At 38.0% G+C, this 15,802-nt stretch carries 14 protein-coding genes and 1 other annotated feature; of the genes, 9 read left to right on the forward strand and 5 right to left on the reverse strand.

Annotated elements, in window-relative coordinates:
• Window positions 1-224 precede the first annotated feature (224 nt).
• Window positions 225-1,121 carry a nuclease-related domain-containing protein gene (locus tag CHI06_RS22635; RefSeq protein WP_095250828.1) on the reverse strand — a complete coding sequence of 299 codons (897 nt, stop codon included), beginning with the start codon at window positions 1,119-1,121 and terminating at the stop codon, window positions 225-227.
• A gap of 172 nt (window positions 1,122-1,293) precedes the next feature.
• On the opposite strand from CHI06_RS22635, the gene CHI06_RS22640 reads away from it, so the two are divergent.
• From CHI06_RS22640 to CHI06_RS22655, 4 genes are all read left to right on the forward strand, one after another.
• Window positions 1,294-2,490 (forward strand): MDR family MFS transporter, encoded by a 1,197-nt coding sequence (locus CHI06_RS22640; RefSeq protein WP_095250829.1) that lies wholly within the window; start codon window positions 1,294-1,296, stop codon window positions 2,488-2,490.
• 113 nt (window positions 2,491-2,603) lie between these two features.
• Window positions 2,604-2,828: a binding site (T-box leader), on the forward strand.
• Window positions 2,829-2,871: 43 nt separating this feature from the next.
• Entirely contained in the window at window positions 2,872-5,289 is a 2,418-nt protein-coding gene (gene leuS, locus CHI06_RS22645) for a leucine--tRNA ligase (RefSeq protein WP_095250830.1), read from the forward strand.
• 54 nt (window positions 5,290-5,343) lie between these two features.
• Window positions 5,344-5,649, forward strand: coding sequence for a rhodanese-like domain-containing protein (locus CHI06_RS22650; protein ID WP_095250831.1), 306 nt, complete (start codon window positions 5,344-5,346; stop codon window positions 5,647-5,649).
• Window positions 5,650-5,745: 96 nt separating this feature from the next.
• Entirely contained in the window at window positions 5,746-5,931 is a 186-nt protein-coding gene (locus CHI06_RS22655; RefSeq protein WP_095250855.1) for a sporulation protein Cse60, read from the forward strand.
• 7 nt (window positions 5,932-5,938) lie between these two features.
• Here CHI06_RS22655 and CHI06_RS22660 read toward each other — a convergent pair whose 3' ends face one another.
• Entirely contained in the window at window positions 5,939-7,216 is a 1,278-nt protein-coding gene (locus CHI06_RS22660) for an NAD(P)/FAD-dependent oxidoreductase (RefSeq protein ID WP_095250832.1), read from the reverse strand.
• 236 nt (window positions 7,217-7,452) lie between these two features.
• On the opposite strand from CHI06_RS22660, the gene CHI06_RS22665 reads away from it, so the two are divergent.
• Together CHI06_RS22665 and CHI06_RS22670 are read left to right on the forward strand one after the other, a co-directional pair.
• On the forward strand, window positions 7,453-9,075 hold the full coding sequence (locus tag CHI06_RS22665; protein ID WP_095250833.1) for a putative polysaccharide biosynthesis protein: 1,623 nt from the start codon (window positions 7,453-7,455) through the stop codon (window positions 9,073-9,075).
• Between the two features lie 27 nt (window positions 9,076-9,102).
• Complete coding sequence (locus tag CHI06_RS22670; RefSeq protein ID WP_095250834.1) at window positions 9,103-9,822, forward strand: pseudouridine synthase; 720 nt, start codon at window positions 9,103-9,105, stop codon at window positions 9,820-9,822.
• Between the two features lie 39 nt (window positions 9,823-9,861).
• Here the strand turns inward: CHI06_RS22670 and CHI06_RS22675 are convergent, their stop codons facing one another.
• Window positions 9,862-10,308 (reverse strand): Dps family protein, encoded by a 447-nt coding sequence (locus tag CHI06_RS22675; protein ID WP_206021197.1) that lies wholly within the window; start codon window positions 10,306-10,308, stop codon window positions 9,862-9,864.
• A 191-nt stretch (window positions 10,309-10,499) separates the two neighbouring features.
• Here CHI06_RS22675 and speD point away from each other — a divergent pair, with 191 nt between their 5' ends.
• Window positions 10,500-11,309 (forward strand): adenosylmethionine decarboxylase, encoded by an 810-nt coding sequence (speD, locus tag CHI06_RS22680; protein ID WP_095250835.1) that lies wholly within the window; start codon window positions 10,500-10,502, stop codon window positions 11,307-11,309.
• A 148-nt stretch (window positions 11,310-11,457) separates the two neighbouring features.
• Entirely contained in the window at window positions 11,458-12,183 is a 726-nt protein-coding gene (locus tag CHI06_RS22685; protein WP_095250836.1) for an AAA family ATPase, read from the forward strand.
• 27 nt (window positions 12,184-12,210) lie between these two features.
• On the opposite strand, the gene CHI06_RS22690 is transcribed toward CHI06_RS22685, so the two are convergent.
• Both CHI06_RS22690 and CHI06_RS22695 read right to left on the reverse strand, forming a co-directional pair.
• A complete protein-coding gene (locus tag CHI06_RS22690) occupies window positions 12,211-13,545 on the reverse strand; it encodes an amino acid permease (RefSeq protein ID WP_095250837.1) in 1,335 nt (444 codons plus the stop codon).
• A gap of 178 nt (window positions 13,546-13,723) precedes the next feature.
• A complete protein-coding gene (locus CHI06_RS22695; RefSeq protein ID WP_063252171.1) occupies window positions 13,724-13,945 on the reverse strand; it encodes a DeoR family transcriptional regulator in 222 nt (73 codons plus the stop codon).
• Window positions 13,946-14,362: 417 nt separating this feature from the next.
• Between CHI06_RS22695 and pepV the strand changes: the two genes are divergently transcribed.
• Window positions 14,363-15,778 (forward strand): dipeptidase PepV, encoded by a 1,416-nt coding sequence (gene pepV, locus CHI06_RS22700; RefSeq protein WP_095250838.1) that lies wholly within the window; start codon window positions 14,363-14,365, stop codon window positions 15,776-15,778.
• The last annotated feature ends 24 nt before the right edge of the window (window positions 15,779-15,802 follow it).

A 15,802-nucleotide genomic window follows, 5' to 3' on the forward strand; every position in this document is an offset into this window, starting at 1 on the left:
GGAGTTGAGCGGGAATCAGAGCGGCTGTCTGATGCCCGTGAAGAAGGAAAAAGGGGTTAAGCGGGAATCAGAGCCGTTCTCTGATTCCCGTGAAAAAGGAAAAAGAGGTTGAGCGGGAACCAGAGCCACTGTCTGATGACAAGTAGATGGTTATTAGGGAAAACAAAGAAGCAGATAACCTGAAAAATCCGGCTAACCGCTTCTTTTAATATAAAACCTATAGGTTAGATATAGTGAGAAGATACACTGTGTCCAATTAGTCTATAGTGCTTTAATAAAATCCTTCGAATAGTCTTTTTAGATAAAACATAACCACACCATTCAAAGATATGCTTTGTTGTGATTTTTCGATCAGGAAAAAGCATTCTATATTCCTTCACATTCCTCATTACAGCGGCATCTACGCTTTCCCGACATCCGCAATGTCCGCAAATAAATATACCATTACAAACTTCTAGAAAAACTGTACGACAATCTGGGCATAAGAGTCCCTTTTTTATTTGTTCAAACGTGTAAGGAGGTAATCGCGTATAAGGAGATTCAACTATATGAAGAGAAGCTAATTGGTTTGCTAATTTCAGATGCTTTGAATTTAGTTTTAAAGGATGTGTGTTTAGTATTTTCAAAAAGCGATTTAATTGTGCTGGAAAAACAATGGATGGATTAAATGTAGTCGTGTATAGATGAAACTCGGGGTTATTAAAGATTAGATAGGATTCAATCGGATAATTGTAACCAAGTTCTAGGAGTAATTTTCGAAGCAGCGTTTCACATCTTATCAGCTGGTGCAGTGGGTTTTTGAGATTGGAATTGGTTTTGGTAAACCATTTATCATCTTCGAGGTAGTAGTCACCTTCGTAATTTTTCACGTCTAAAATGTAAATCTTTTCGTGTGCAATAATTAACGTATCGATTTGAAACCTAGACCCGTGATTTTCTAATAATAATCCATGTAACACGAGCCAATTGTCGGTGAGGTTTTCTAACCATTTGTCACTCCTCAACTCCCCTTCGTAGCCTTTTTCACTAGAAGTAATATTGTTGTCTGGTAACACAAGTCGTTCAAATAATAAGCGCAAAATTAATATTTCTAAAGGTTCTGGCCGCTGTTGAATGATCATATCTCACGTCCTTAATATTATTTTGAAAAACTATATTTTCATTTTATGTAATTTTATCCAATTATACAAGATTAATATTTAATCACTGCAAGAAAAAGATTGCCAGGAATCTTTAATAGGTCTAAAATGTATTTTTGGAACTTGTTATCGTTATTGTAAAGGAGCGTTTTTCATGCCACGTGGCTTATGGCTGTTAATCATTGGGATGGCAGTGAATGTAACTGGCACCTCTTTTTTATGGCCTTTAAATACAATCTATATTCACAATCATTTAGGAAAGTCATTATCGATTGCAGGTGTAGTTTTAATGCTAAACTCTGCTGCAAGCGTTATTGGAAATCTTTTTGGCGGCAGTCTTTTTGATAAAATCGGCGGCTACAAATCTATACTTCTAGGAATATGTATCTCCCTTTCAGCCCTAATTGGGTTAACGTTCTGGCATGGCTGGCCGGAATATATTGTATTCCTTACCATTATTGGATTTGGTAGTGGAGTCACTTTTCCAGCCATGTATGCGATGGCGGGAATGGTTTGGAAGGAAGGCGGACGTAAAGCCTTTAACGCCGTTTATATTGCGCAAAACCTTGGGGTAGCGGTCGGAGCCGCACTTGGCGGCATTCTTGCCGATTACTCATTTGAATTAATCTTCCTTGCTAACACGGTTACATATATTATCTTTTTATTAATCGCTGTTTTTGGCTATAAAGGGATTTCATCTGATTCGGCTAAACAGGCGAATAGCCTACAGGATGCAGCACTTGTAAAAGGTCGAAAAAATCTCCATGCTTTATTGATTTTATGTGCAGGTTATTTGCTTTGCTGGGTTGGCTATGTTCAATGGATGACAACGATTTCTTCTTATACTCAGGAAATTCAAATATCATTATCGCAATACAGCCTACTATGGACGATAAATGGAACATTAATTGTACTTGGTCAGCCATTATTAAATGGTTTGCTTAAGCGTCTTGCTGCCACACTGAAGGTACAAATCCTCATCGGGATTGCTATTTTTATTGTTTCTTTCCTTATAGCAGGAAATGCAAGTGCATTTTCAGGATTTCTCGTAGCCATGATTATATTAACCATTGGCGAAATGTTTATTTGGCCGGCCGTACCAACAATCGCCTTTGGCTTAGCTCCAAAGGGGCGCGAAGGGTTTTATCAAGGGATTGTCAATAGTACCGCCACCGGAGGAAGAATGGTTGGACCATTACTAGGTGGAGTACTCGTTGATTTGTATAGTATGTCAGTACTATTCTTTGTCTTAATTGGCTTATTTTTTATCGCGATTGTAACCACCCTTACGTATGATCGGATTTTAAAATCAGAAAAAAAATTATCAGATGAAAATTTGCCGGTCTCATGATGAGTCCGGTATTTTATGTTTAAAAATAAATCCTCTAGGACAAACTGATTTGAGTGAATGTTACTTGCATACTGCTGGGAAATTTAATACAATAACCGTAATACTTTTTATATTTAATGACAGTGAGTAGGAGTAGTAATGAATGATACCCGTTTATTAGAGAGTTGACGGCTGGTGGAAGTCAACCGGGTACATCATGAACTCGCCTATGAGTTGCAAACATGAAAGAATAGTAATGTTTGCCGTATTCCGCGTTAAGGGTGAATGAAGCGAGTGTTTACAACACTAATGTGGGTGGTACCGCGGGAAGATACATAGACAATCCTCTCGTCCCTTTTGGGATGAGGGGTTTTTTTAATTTTTTTTAGGAGGAAACACTATATGAGTTTCAATCATCAGCATATCGAGAAAAAGTGGCAGAAGAAATGGGAAGAAGAAAAAACATTTAAAACGAGTGAAGAATTTGATAAACCAAAATTCTACGCATTAGATATGTTTCCATATCCATCGGGAGCAGGACTACATGTTGGTCACCCTGAAGGCTATACCGCTACAGATATTCTTGCACGTTTAAAGAGAATGCAGGGATACAATGTGTTACATCCAATGGGTTGGGATGCATTCGGTTTACCTGCTGAGCAATATGCATTGGATACTGGAAATGATCCTGCAGAGTTCACAGAGAAGAATATTAACACGTTCCGCAGACAGATTAAATCATTAGGTTTTTCATATGACTGGGATCGAGAAGTAAATACAACCGATCAAGAGTACTATAAATGGACGCAATGGATTTTCCTAAAGCTATGGGAAAAGGGTCTTGCTTATATTGATGAAGTAGCTGTTAACTGGTGCCCGGCACTTGGCACAGTATTGGCAAACGAAGAAGTAATTGATGGTAAGAGTGAACGCGGAGGGCATCCGGTTGAACGCCGTCCAATGAAGCAGTGGATGTTAAAAATAACGGCCTATGGTGACCGTTTACTTGAGGACTTAGAAGAACTTGACTGGCCAGAGAGCCTTAAAGAAATGCAACGCAACTGGATCGGCCGTTCGGAAGGTGCTGAAGTAACCTTTGCTATTGATGGACATGATGAAACTTTCACTGTGTTTACCACTCGTCCTGATACGCTGTTTGGTGCTACGTATGCAGTGCTTGCTCCTGAACATTCCTTTGTTAATAAGATTACAACGTCAGAGCAACGAGAAGCAGTTGAGGCTTATTTAAATAAAGTTAAAACAAAGAGTGACCTTGAACGTACCGATCTTGCAAAAGAAAAAACTGGTGTCTTTACTGGAGCATATGCAATTAACCCAGTAAATGGTGAGAAAATGCCAATCTGGATTGCGGATTATGTATTAGTAAGCTATGGCACAGGAGCAATCATGGCGGTACCTGCACATGATGAGCGCGACTATGAATTTGCGAAGCAATTTAATCTTCCTATTAAAGCAGTGGTTGCAGGCGGTGACGTTGAAGTTGAGCCTTACACAGGTGATGGTGAACATATCAATTCTGATTTCTTAAATGGCTTAAATAAAGAAGAAGGTATTACCAAGATGATTTCTTGGTTGGAAGAAAAGGGAATTGGTACGAAAAAAGTAACCTTCCGTTTACGCGATTGGCTGTTCAGCCGCCAGCGTTATTGGGGTGAGCCGATTCCAATTATCCATTGGGAAGATGGCACGATGACAGCAGTACCAGAAGATCAGCTTCCATTAACCTTACCGAAAACAACCAACATCAAACCTTCTGGAACGGGAGAATCACCTCTTGCTGTAATTGAGGATTGGGTGAATGTTGTTGATCCAGCAACAGGCAAGAAGGGTCGTCGTGAAACAAATACTATGCCGCAATGGGCAGGCAGCTGCTGGTATTATTTACGCTATATTGATCCGAAAAATGATCAAGCACTTGCTTCAAAAGAAAAATTAGATCACTGGCTTCCAGTTGACGTATATATTGGCGGAGCGGAGCATGCTGTTCTTCACTTACTTTACGCTCGTTTCTGGCATAAAGTTCTTTATGATATCGGAGTTGTAGCAACTAAAGAACCATTCCAAAAACTTTTCAACCAAGGAATGATTTTAGGTGAAAACAATGAAAAAATGAGTAAGTCAAAAGGAAATGTTGTAAATCCTGATGATATCGTTGACAGTCATGGTGCCGATACACTGCGCTTGTATGAAATGTTCATGGGACCACTTGATGCTTCCATTGCCTGGTCTACAAATGGTCTTGATGGATCTCGTCGTTTCTTAGATCGTATCTGGCGCTTGTTGGTGGAGGAAAATGGAGAGTTAAATCCAAAAATTCAGGAGAACGAAGAAGCCTCGAATTTAGAAAAGGTATATCACCAAACCGTGAAAAAGGTAACAGAGGATTATGAGGGCTTGAGATTTAATACCGCGATTTCACAAATGATGGTGTTTATTAATGAAGCTTATAAATCAACTGTTCTTCCAAAGCGTTATATGGAAGGGTTTGTTAAAATGCTTGCCCCGGTTGCCCCGCATGTTGCAGAAGAACTTTGGGAGAAACTTGGTTTCAGCGGTACTATTTCATACGAAACTTGGCCAGCATATGATGAAGCTAAATTAGTTGATGATGAAGTTGAAATTGTTATCCAAGTGAACGGAAAAGTAAAGACGAAGCTTAAAGTACCAACAGACGCTAGTAAAGAAGCATTAGAAGGTATTGCAATGGATGATGATCGAGTAAAGGAACAAATCGAAGGGAAAACCATTCGCAAAGTCATTACTGTTCCGGGTAAACTTGTTAATATCGTAGCAAATTAATTTTGAGTAAGCCCCCTTTATTCAAGGGGGTAACCTTTCAAAGGGGTGGGAAAGATGGAAGAAATCCAGATTATTACGCCAGAAGAATTACAGAAAAAGCTCGAGCATGGGGAAAAACTTGAGCTTGTTGATGTTAGAGAACATGAAGAGGTAGAGCAAGGAATGATCCCAGGTGCAAAGCATATCCGCATGGGCGAGATTCCTGCTAATCTTGATTATTTTGACAAAGAAAAAGAATACATCTTCATTTGCCGCTCCAGCCGAAGAAGTGAAAATGTCTGCTATTATCTACAGGGCCAAGGATACAAGGTTCGCAATATGATTGGCGGCATGCTTGAATGGACGGGGGAAACAAAATAAACGATTCCAAAGCGGAATCGTTTTTTTTATACCCTTTATTTTTAATTTTCTGAAAAGATGGAAATAATGAAAATAAAAACAGAAAGGGAGATTCATATGATTCAGGTAAAGTTGTTTGACCGTGAGCATGAAAAGGATCTAGAAAAGGAAATGAACCGCTTTTTAAAAGGAATTGATGAAAAGCAGTTAATGGATATTAAGTATAATGTAGCTGCCATAACAGAGGATGAGGAAGAAGAGCAAATCTATTGTTTTTCGGCAATGATAATCTATCGGGCCTAATAAGGTATTAGGCCTGATATTGTTTTTTAGCGGTAAGTGCAGCATTAGTTCCTGCCAGTCTCCCCGTAACTAACGCTGAAGTAATATTATATCCACCGGTATACCCATGGACATCAAGAATTTCGCCACAAAAGTAGAGGCCCTCCATCAATTTTGATGCCATTGTCTGCGGTTCAATTTCTTTAACTGAAACACCGCCGCCAGTTACAAATGCTTTCTCCAGCGGTAAAGTACCATTTACTTTAATTAAGAATTGCTTGCAGCTTTTCACAAAGGTACGAATTTTTTCATTGGAAATCGTTGCACCCTGTTCGGAAGGATCAATATCATTCTGTTCTAATAGAAACAAAAGATAACGTTCAGGGACAAGTCCTTTTAAGGTATTTTTAATGCTTTTTTTTGGCTCGCTTTTAACCAGTTTCACAATTTCTTGAAAAAAATCTTCTTCCTTTTTATCGGGTATTACATCTAAGGTCATCGAAACCTCATTTAGTTTCCACTTTTTCATGGCTTTAACCACAAATTGACTACAGCGAAGGACAGCGGGACCACTGAGCCCAAAATGGGTAAAAATCATATCCATCCGATGTGAAATTATGGCTTTTCCTTTTGGATTCAAGACACTTAGCTCAATATCTCTTAATGATAGACCTTGAAGTGATTTGTTTTTGATAAAAGGTTCATTTGAGGTGACAGGCACCTCAGTCGGAAACAGTTCTGTAATGGTATGCCCGGCTTTCTTGGCCCATGCATAGCCATCTCCAGTTGAGCCTGTATGGGGAACAGATTTACCCCCGACTGCAATGACAATAGATTTTGTTTCAATTTCAGTACCGTTTTTTAATATCACGGAAGATACATGTCCTTCTTTATAAGTAATGTCTGCAACTGGGCTATTTGTGTATACTTTGACCTTTAGCTTCTCTAATTGATCTAATAGGGCATCCACGACAGATTGTGCTTTATTAGATACAGGGAACATCCGGCCGTGGTCCTCCTCCTTTAACTCAATTCCTAACTTTTCAAAGAACTTAATAATATCTTCATTACTAAAAATAGAAAAGGCACTGTATAAAAATTTCCCGTTACCAGGTAAGTGCTTGATAATTTCCTCAATAGGGAGTCGATTGGTAACATTACAGCGGCCGCCGCCAGAAATGGCGAGCTTCCTGCCAAGCTTGTCTCCTTTATCAATTAGCAGGACCTTTAATCCCTTTTCACCAGCAGCAATCGCGGCCATTAAACCTGAAGGTCCGCCTCCAATAACAACAACATCGTATATCATACTTCCACCAACTTTATTTATATTCGATAAAAATCGATTTTCAACTCATTATTCCATTATAAACACTATGATTGAAAAGAAAACGAAACATTAACTTATTTAAAAAATTTGCAAGGTTGTTAGTAGCATCGGAGTTCAAGAAGATGTAAACTACTAATAGTGTGCAAAAATAGCCGTTATAAACTTTGCTCACATGCGCACAAACTTTTTCTTCACTAGGAAGGGATTCTAATTTTATGTCGTCTAAGCTTATAAGAGGAACATTTATTTTAACATTGGGTACGATTATATCCAAGGTTCTTGGCTTACTATATGTTATACCCTTTTATCAAATTGTAGGTTCAGAAGGAACAGCATTGTATCAATATTCATATATACCCTACACAATCTTTATAAGTATCGCCACGGCCGGAGTGCCGCTTGCCGTTTCAAAATTCATTTCAAAATATAATGCACTCGAAGAATATGCGGTTGGCCGTAAATTGTTTAAATCTGGACTAGTCATGATGCTATTGACTGGTATTGTTTCTTTTTTAATACTGTATTTTTCAGCACCGCTTATAGCTGACATGATTATCACCAAAAAAGAGGATGTCGGCTCAAGGGCAAAGGATATTATTACGGTTATCCGCGCTGTAAGTTTTGCCTTGATTGTTATTCCGTTCATGAGTTTAATTAGAGGATTCTTTCAAGGACATCAATCGATGGGACCGTCCGCTGTTTCTCAAGTAGTGGAGCAGATTGTTCGGATTGCCTTCACACTTGCAGGAGCCTATATCGTCATAAATTTTTTAAATGGAAGTATTGTAACAGCTGTAAGTGTGGCAACCTTTGCCGCGTTTGTTGGGGCAATTGGGAGTCTGGTGGTTTTATTTTGGTATTGGTATAAACGGAAACCACACTTAGACCAGCTGCTCCAACATGATAAAGGGGAAGTACAGGTTTCGTTAAGAGAAATTTATAAGGAAATCCTTGTCTATGCAGCTCCCTTTGTATTTGTTGGGATTGCTAATCCATTATTTCAAGCGATTGACCAAGTTACCTTTTCACGGGCAATGCAGGATATTGGTCACAGTTATAAAGCAGCCGAAGCAGCATTCTCCATTCTAAATTTTGAATCACATAAAATAGTTATTATCCCTGTTTCCCTTGCGACAGGGTTCTCGCTGGCTCTTGTTCCAAGTATCACAAAGGCTTTTGTGGATAATGATCAGAAAGGGCTTAAGCAGCAATTAAATCAGACTTTTCAAGTGTTATTGTTCTTAACACTGCCTGCGGCAATCGGGCTTTCTCTATTAGCAGAGCCAATCTACACTGTTTTTTATGAGCACAAGGAGATTGGATATGAAGTACTAAAAGCCTATGCGCCAGTTGGAATTCTTTTTTCATTATTTTTAGTAACGAGTTCCATTCTGCAGGGAATTAATGAACAACGATGGACAGTATTAAGTTTGTTAGTAGGATTACTGATAAAATTGTCGCTGAATATTTCCCTGATTACTATGTTTGAAACAAAAGGTGCGGTGTACGCAACGGCGCTTGGATACATTGGAGCCATATTGATTCAATTAGTGGTTATAAAAAATTATGCAAAATACCCATTCTTATTTGTTTGGAGAAGGAGCTTGTTAATCGTTATTTTTGCTGGAATCATGTGGGCAGGGACGGAAATGGTTTATCAGCTGCTCTTGTTATTTCTAACTCCAGCATCTAAGTTTCAGTCATTTTTAATTATTTTCGTTTGTGCAGCCATTGGAGCGGTAATCTATTTTTACTTAGGATTAAAATCCGGACTTGTAAACAGACTATTTGGTGACAGGGTTGACCGTCTAAAGCGAAAATTAAGATTAACGAATTAACTCCTAAAAATGAAGGAGGATCAGGCTTTGAGAATTGATAAAATGCTAGCTAATCTTGGCTATGGCAGCCGAAAAGAAGTGAAGCAGCTTCTAAAAAGCGGTGCAGTCAAAATTGATGATGTAATTGTGAAGGATGCAAAACAGCACGTAGATACAGCTAAACATATTGTTACGTTAAATGGAGAAATCATTGAATATAGAGAGTTTATCTACTTAATGATGAACAAACCACAAGGGGTATTGTCAGCAACTGAGGACAGTGTTGGGGAAACAGTAATCGACTTACTGGAACTCGAAGACCAGGTTTATGAGCCATTCCCGGTCGGAAGGTTGGATAAAGATACGGAAGGTTTGTTGCTAATTACAAATGATGGACAATTAGCCCATAGGCTGTTATCACCCAAAAAACATGTTCCTAAGACCTATTTTGCCGTGATAGACCAAGAAGTAACGGATGAAGACGTAAAGTCTTTTGCAGAGGGAGTTACCCTCGATGATGGGTACGAAGCAAAGCCTGGTAAGTTGAAAATTTTAAAATCTGGTATTCGTTCCGACATTGAGCTGACGATAACCGAGGGAAAGTTCCATCAAGTGAAAAGAATGTTCGAAGCTGTTGGAAAAAAGGTCATTTACTTGAAACGGATTTCCATGGGGCCATTGCCATTAGACGAAACGCTCGAGCTTGGAGAGTACCGGGAACTAACCGATGAAGAAGTAGAATTATTAAAGGAATACCAAGTGGTATAATAGCAATAGGACAAGGCAAATGCCTTGTCCTATTTTATTCTAAGCTTGTAGGAAGGATGTTAACATCCAATTATGCTTGCTTAGTTTTTCAATTAACTCAGTAAACATATCACTCGTTACCTCGTCATTCACCTGTTCTGCTGCTGCTTTACCGCTATTTAATTCCGAAATAATCTGAGAGTAATCATTTACAATGGTTTGCACCATTTCTTCTGCTGTTAAATTCTCAGAGGTTTCTTCAATAGTGGCATATTGGATGTATTCCTTTAGTGTTGAAATGGGCATCCCACCCACAATTAATAATCGCTCAGCTACTTCATCGATTGTTCCTGCAGCTTCTTCGTACAATTCTTCAAATTTTGCATGTAAGGTAAAGAAGTGTGGTCCTTTTACATACCAGTGGAATCGATGTAGTTTTGTGTATAGTACATTCCAGTTTGCGAGTTGTTGATTCATCACTTGTTCTAGTGTCATTGTTTGCGTCATTGTTCATTCCTCCTAATTTTTTATCTGAATTAATTATAACACGTATTATATAAAAGTAAATATTAAATTATAATTATTATAAATAACAAATTTAAATGTAATAAAAATAAGTAACAATTAATGAAAATGGGTAATCTAAAAATATTTACTACACTGTCCCGCATTCCTGAAAATCCAAAGGGGGAAGCAACTTGAAACTGACACCAAAGGAAACCATTGAACTACATGGTTTTAATAATTTGACCAAATCGTTAAGCTTTAATATGTACGATATTTGTTACACCCGATCAAGGGAAGAGCGTGAGGCGTATTTAAAATATATTGATGAGCAATACAGCGCCGAAAGATTACAAAAGATATTAACTCATGTATCGGACATTATTGGGGCACATGTGTTAAATGTAGCGAGTCAAGATTTTGAACCTGCAGGTGCAAGTGTTACTCTTCTTGTCTCAGAGGGCCCTGTTGAAAATGCCCCTTCAGAACATTTTGAGGAGTCACCAGGACCACTGCCAGAATCGGTCGTCATGCAGTTAGATAAGAGTCATATTACGGTTCATACATATCCTGAATATCACCCGGATGAAGGAATTAGTACGTTCAGGGCAGACGTTGATGTATCAACCTGCGGAGAAATTTCACCACTAAAAGCTCTGCATTATCTTATTCGTTCGTTTGAAACAGACGTCATGACGATTGATTACCGTGTCCGCGGTTTTACAAGAGATAAGGATGGATATAAATTATTTATCGATCATGAGATTAGCTCAATCCAAAATTATATTCCCGAGGATGTTGGCGAATTATTCGACATGATTGACGTAAATGTGTATCAAGAAAATATCTTTCATACAAAATGTAAGCTTCGGGAATTTGATTTAAACAACTATTTATTTGGCTATAAAAAAGAAACCTTACATCCAGAAGAACTAATTGAAATTACCGAGAGAATAAAGCTGGAAATGGACGAAATTTTTTATGGCAAAAATATTGTGCAATAAATGACTGTATTACTTATCGCTATCATATGTCGAATCATAGCCAAAAAGAAAGTTCGCAGCAACCTTACGAAAAAGTAAGGCTGCTTTTTTGTGTCGATGGTGTAAAATGGTATTCAAAGGAAATGATTTTATCTAGTAGGAGAGTATTATGTTTTTAAAAAAAGTTTCTTTATTAAAAGAAAAAATGCCAACCATTAACCACTATCCCTTTTCTATTCCATCAATTGCAAGCTTCAGTGAAATCAGGTTAGATAGTAATGTTACCTTTTTTGTAGGCGAAAATGGATCTGGTAAATCTACTTTATTAGAAGCAATAGCGGACAAATGCGGCTTTAACACAGCGGGCGGCGGCAGAAATAATAATTATGATGTTTATGAATCTGATTCAGAACTCACTGAGTACCTTAGACTCTCCTGGATGCCAAAAGTAACGAATGGTTTCTTTTTACGTGCAGAATCTTTTTATCATTTTGCTACCCATATTGATGAAGTGGATGAGAATGGATTTAAAGATTATGGTGGAAAATCGTTGCTGCAACAATCGCACGGAGAATCCTTTTTGTCACTATTTTTAAATCGATTTAGCGGGGAAGCTATTTACCTGTTAGACGAACCAGAGGCTGCATTATCTCCTGCAAGGCAATTAACCCTCTTGAAAATCATCCATGACCTTGAAACACAAGGAGATGCCCAGTTCATCATCGCCACACATTCTCCAATTCTATTAGGGTATCCAGAAGCAGACATCTATAGCTTCGACCACGGTCAAATTTCAAAAATCAGCTATGAAGATACAGACCATTATACTATTACAAAATATTTTTTGGAAAATAGAAAAAGATTTCTCCATGAGCTTTTTAAAGAGGATGAATAACAAAAAAAGTGATATCCAAAACGGATATCACTTTTTCTTAGCCATAAATGATAGGACTACTAGCATTCCAACTATTATAAGGGAAACGGTTGAGCCAATTAAATTGTTTGGATTTAAAATAAACCCAATAAAGATTAGACTTAACGCTAAGATAGCGATGCCTGTTGTAAATGGAAACCATTTAACCTGAAAAGAAGGCTTAACCTTATACTGCGGTCTCAGCTTTAAATGGGCTGAACAAATCCCTATCCAAACCATCATAATCGTGAAACCAGGGATGGTCATAAGATAACTAATGATATTGCTTGGACTAACGTAAGCTAGGAAAACACCAACTAATAGACAAATTGTTGTGATCATGAGTCCAATGATGGGTATTCCATTTCTAGAGGTTTTCATCAATCCTTTAGGGGCTACTCCGCTTTTTGCCATTGAAAATAGTGTTCGCGATGTTGCATATATACCCGAATTCGCAGCAGAAAGTACGGCAGTTAATAGAATGAAATTCATTACATGGGCTGCACCTGGCAGTCCAGTAATGTTAAACACCTGCACGAATGGACTGTCTTGACCAGTAACTTGATTCCAAGGCATAATACCGCAAATAATTAAAATAGGGAAGATATAAAAAATTATTACCCTCCAAACTGCACCTTTAATGATACTTGGCATGACACGCTCTGCGTCTTTAGTCTCTGTTACGGCAACCCCAATTAACTCAGCCCCGCCATAAGAAAACATAACAACTAAAAAGGCACTAAGCATTCCGCTCACTCCATGGGGGAAAAACCCGCCATGCGCGGTGTAGTTTGCTAGAGGTTCCTCAATATTGCTTGGCAAAATACCAAAAATAATGAAAGCACCTAATATGATAAAAGCAACTAATGCGATTATTTTAATTCCTGCGAACCAAAACTCGAGTTCTCCATAATATTTTACAGGGAATAAATTGATTGCAATAATAACCGCTGCACATATCAAACTAAGAAACCAAAGTGGCATTGAAGGATACCAAAATTGCAGAAAACTTCCCGCTGCCAATAATTCAACGGTAATAACAATGATCCAGTTAATCCAATAAAGCCAACCAGTTAAAAAAGAAAGCTTAAATCCAAATGCTCTGTAAAGTAGCAATTGTACATTGTGATTAGGAAAAGCGATGGCCATCTCGCCTAAAGCAGCCATTACAATGAACAATAATAGTCCCCCGATTAGATATGTGAAGATAACACTAGGTCCCGCAATACTTAACGTATCGGAACTACCTTTGAAAATTCCTGTGCCAATCATGCCAGCTAATGCAATAAACTGTACATGCCTTGGCAGTAATCCTTTTTTTAGTTCATGCTGATTATTTTCCATGTTGTCCTGCCTTTATTATTAAATTATTACTCACTTGCATAAACGCTTTTAAGTGCTAAAGTGTTATACTAATATATCATATAATAATAGATATTCAACCTTATTTTATAAAAAAAAACAAACAAGCACACGAAATATTCGCGTGCTTGTTTGCTTTTATTGTTTGTTTATCCATATATTACGAAGACATCTTTACTTTCTTTTGTGTTGTCGTCCATTTTCCGCGGCTTGGGCTTATTACCAAGTCATTATAGGCTAAGACATTTAAATCTCGTTGTATGGTGCGAGGAGTGATACCAAATTCCTCTACAAGTTCTTGCGTCGTGACTGTGCCTTTATTACGAATAAACATGTAGATGCATTTGATGCGGTTTAACATCCGGTTAGTCGAAGGTTTCAAAAAACCACTCCCTATCCTTTTTTCAAACCTATGGCAATATCCTGCTACCGACAGCCTCTTTGATTAGTATGTAATTTTCTTTCCGCAGACAACTCCTTTTATTAATAGATAGTTGCAGTGGATACCCTGATGACTTACATATATTGTACCCGTAATTTCTGAAAATTTCCACCATTAGAGAATATTTTACATAAAAATCATCTTATCTTAACAATTATCGTTCGGTTTTTCTCCCCCTTTGCATGATTCTAACTATAGTCTATGGTTATTAATGTTAAGATTATGACAAATTAATTGAATTTTTAGTAAATTTATTGTGTAGCCCATTACGGATATTATTTCGTTTTTTTAGTGATTATTGATAAAATATCTGCATGGATATAAATAACAAATGCAGGTTTTAGGGGGATAACAGAATTGTCGAAGATTAATTGGATGGATGAAGTAGAAAAAAGAAAAGATGACTTGTTAAAAGACACCCAGAATTTATTACATATAAAGAGTCTATTAGATGAAGAAAATACTTTTCCAGATGCTCCTCTTGGAAAAGGTGTAAAAGAAGCATTAGATTTTATGCTCTCTCTTGGTGAAAAGGATGGGTTTATTCCGAAGAATGTTGGAAACTTAGCGGGCCATCTAGAATTTGGAGAAGGGGAGGAATTACTAGGTATCTTATGTCATGTTGATGTAGTCCCAGAAGGTGATGGCTGGACGAGTGACCCTTTTGCTGCTGAAATTCGTGAGGGTAAAATATTTGCTCGTGGTGCCGTTGATGATAAGGGGCCAACAATGGCTGCCTATTACGCGATGAAAATAGTCAAGGAACTCGGATTGCCTGTAAATAAGCGTATCAGAATGATTGTCGGAACCGATGAAGAAAGCGACTGGAGATGTGTAGATCACTATTTTGAGAATGAAGAAATGCCTACTCTAGGTTTTGCACCTGATGCTGACTTTCCAATTATAAATGCTGAAAAAGGTATTGCTGATATTGATATCGTTCAGAAACTGCCTGTTGAGGAAGAGGGAAAAGGTAATATTGAAGTTCTAAGCTTTACCTCCGGAAAACGGTATAACATGGTTCCTGACCATGCCACGGTGACACTAAACATCATTGGAAATCAAATGGATGTTGTACAGAGATTCACAGATTTCATGAAGAAACATGAATTGGAACACCAGTCACATGTAGAAAACGGAGAGTTAATTCTAGAGGTTAAGGGGGTATCTGCACATGGAATGGAGCCTAAGAAGGGAATTAATGCGGGGTTATTTTTAGGAGAGTTTCTTTCAAAACTAGATTTAAATCCATCAGCTGCAGATTATTTCAAATTCGTTTCCCGCTATTTCTTTAATGATTCCAGAGGAGTGAGCCTTGGTGTCGTATACTCTGATGAAGTTTCAGGTGAATTAACAATCAATCCTGGGAAACTTTCATATTCTCGTCAATCAGGTGGCAGTGTAGGGTTGACCTGCAGATACTCAGTTACAAATAAATTCGATGAAACGAAGAAAAAGCTGGATGAACTTTTTGAGGTAAACGGCTTTGCGATTAATAAGTTCAAAGATACAAAGCCGCATTATGTAGATGAAAATGAATTCTTAATTCAAACCTTGAAAAAGGTATATGAAGAACAGACGGGAGAAAAGTCATATTTAATAGCGATTGGCGGCGGTACGTACGCACGTTCATTAAAATCAGGCGTGGCATTTGGCCCCTTATTTCCAGGAAGACCAGACATTGCCCACCAAAAAGATGAGTATATTGAAATCGATGACTTATTAAAAGCCACCGCTATTTACGCTCAGGCAATCTACGAATTGGCTATATAGCAGGATATAAAAAGGGGAATGAAC

This window comes from Bacillus sp. 7884-1 (genome assembly GCF_002272245.1).
In the GTDB taxonomy this organism is placed as follows: Bacteria; Bacillota; Bacilli; order Bacillales; family Cytobacillaceae; genus Neobacillus.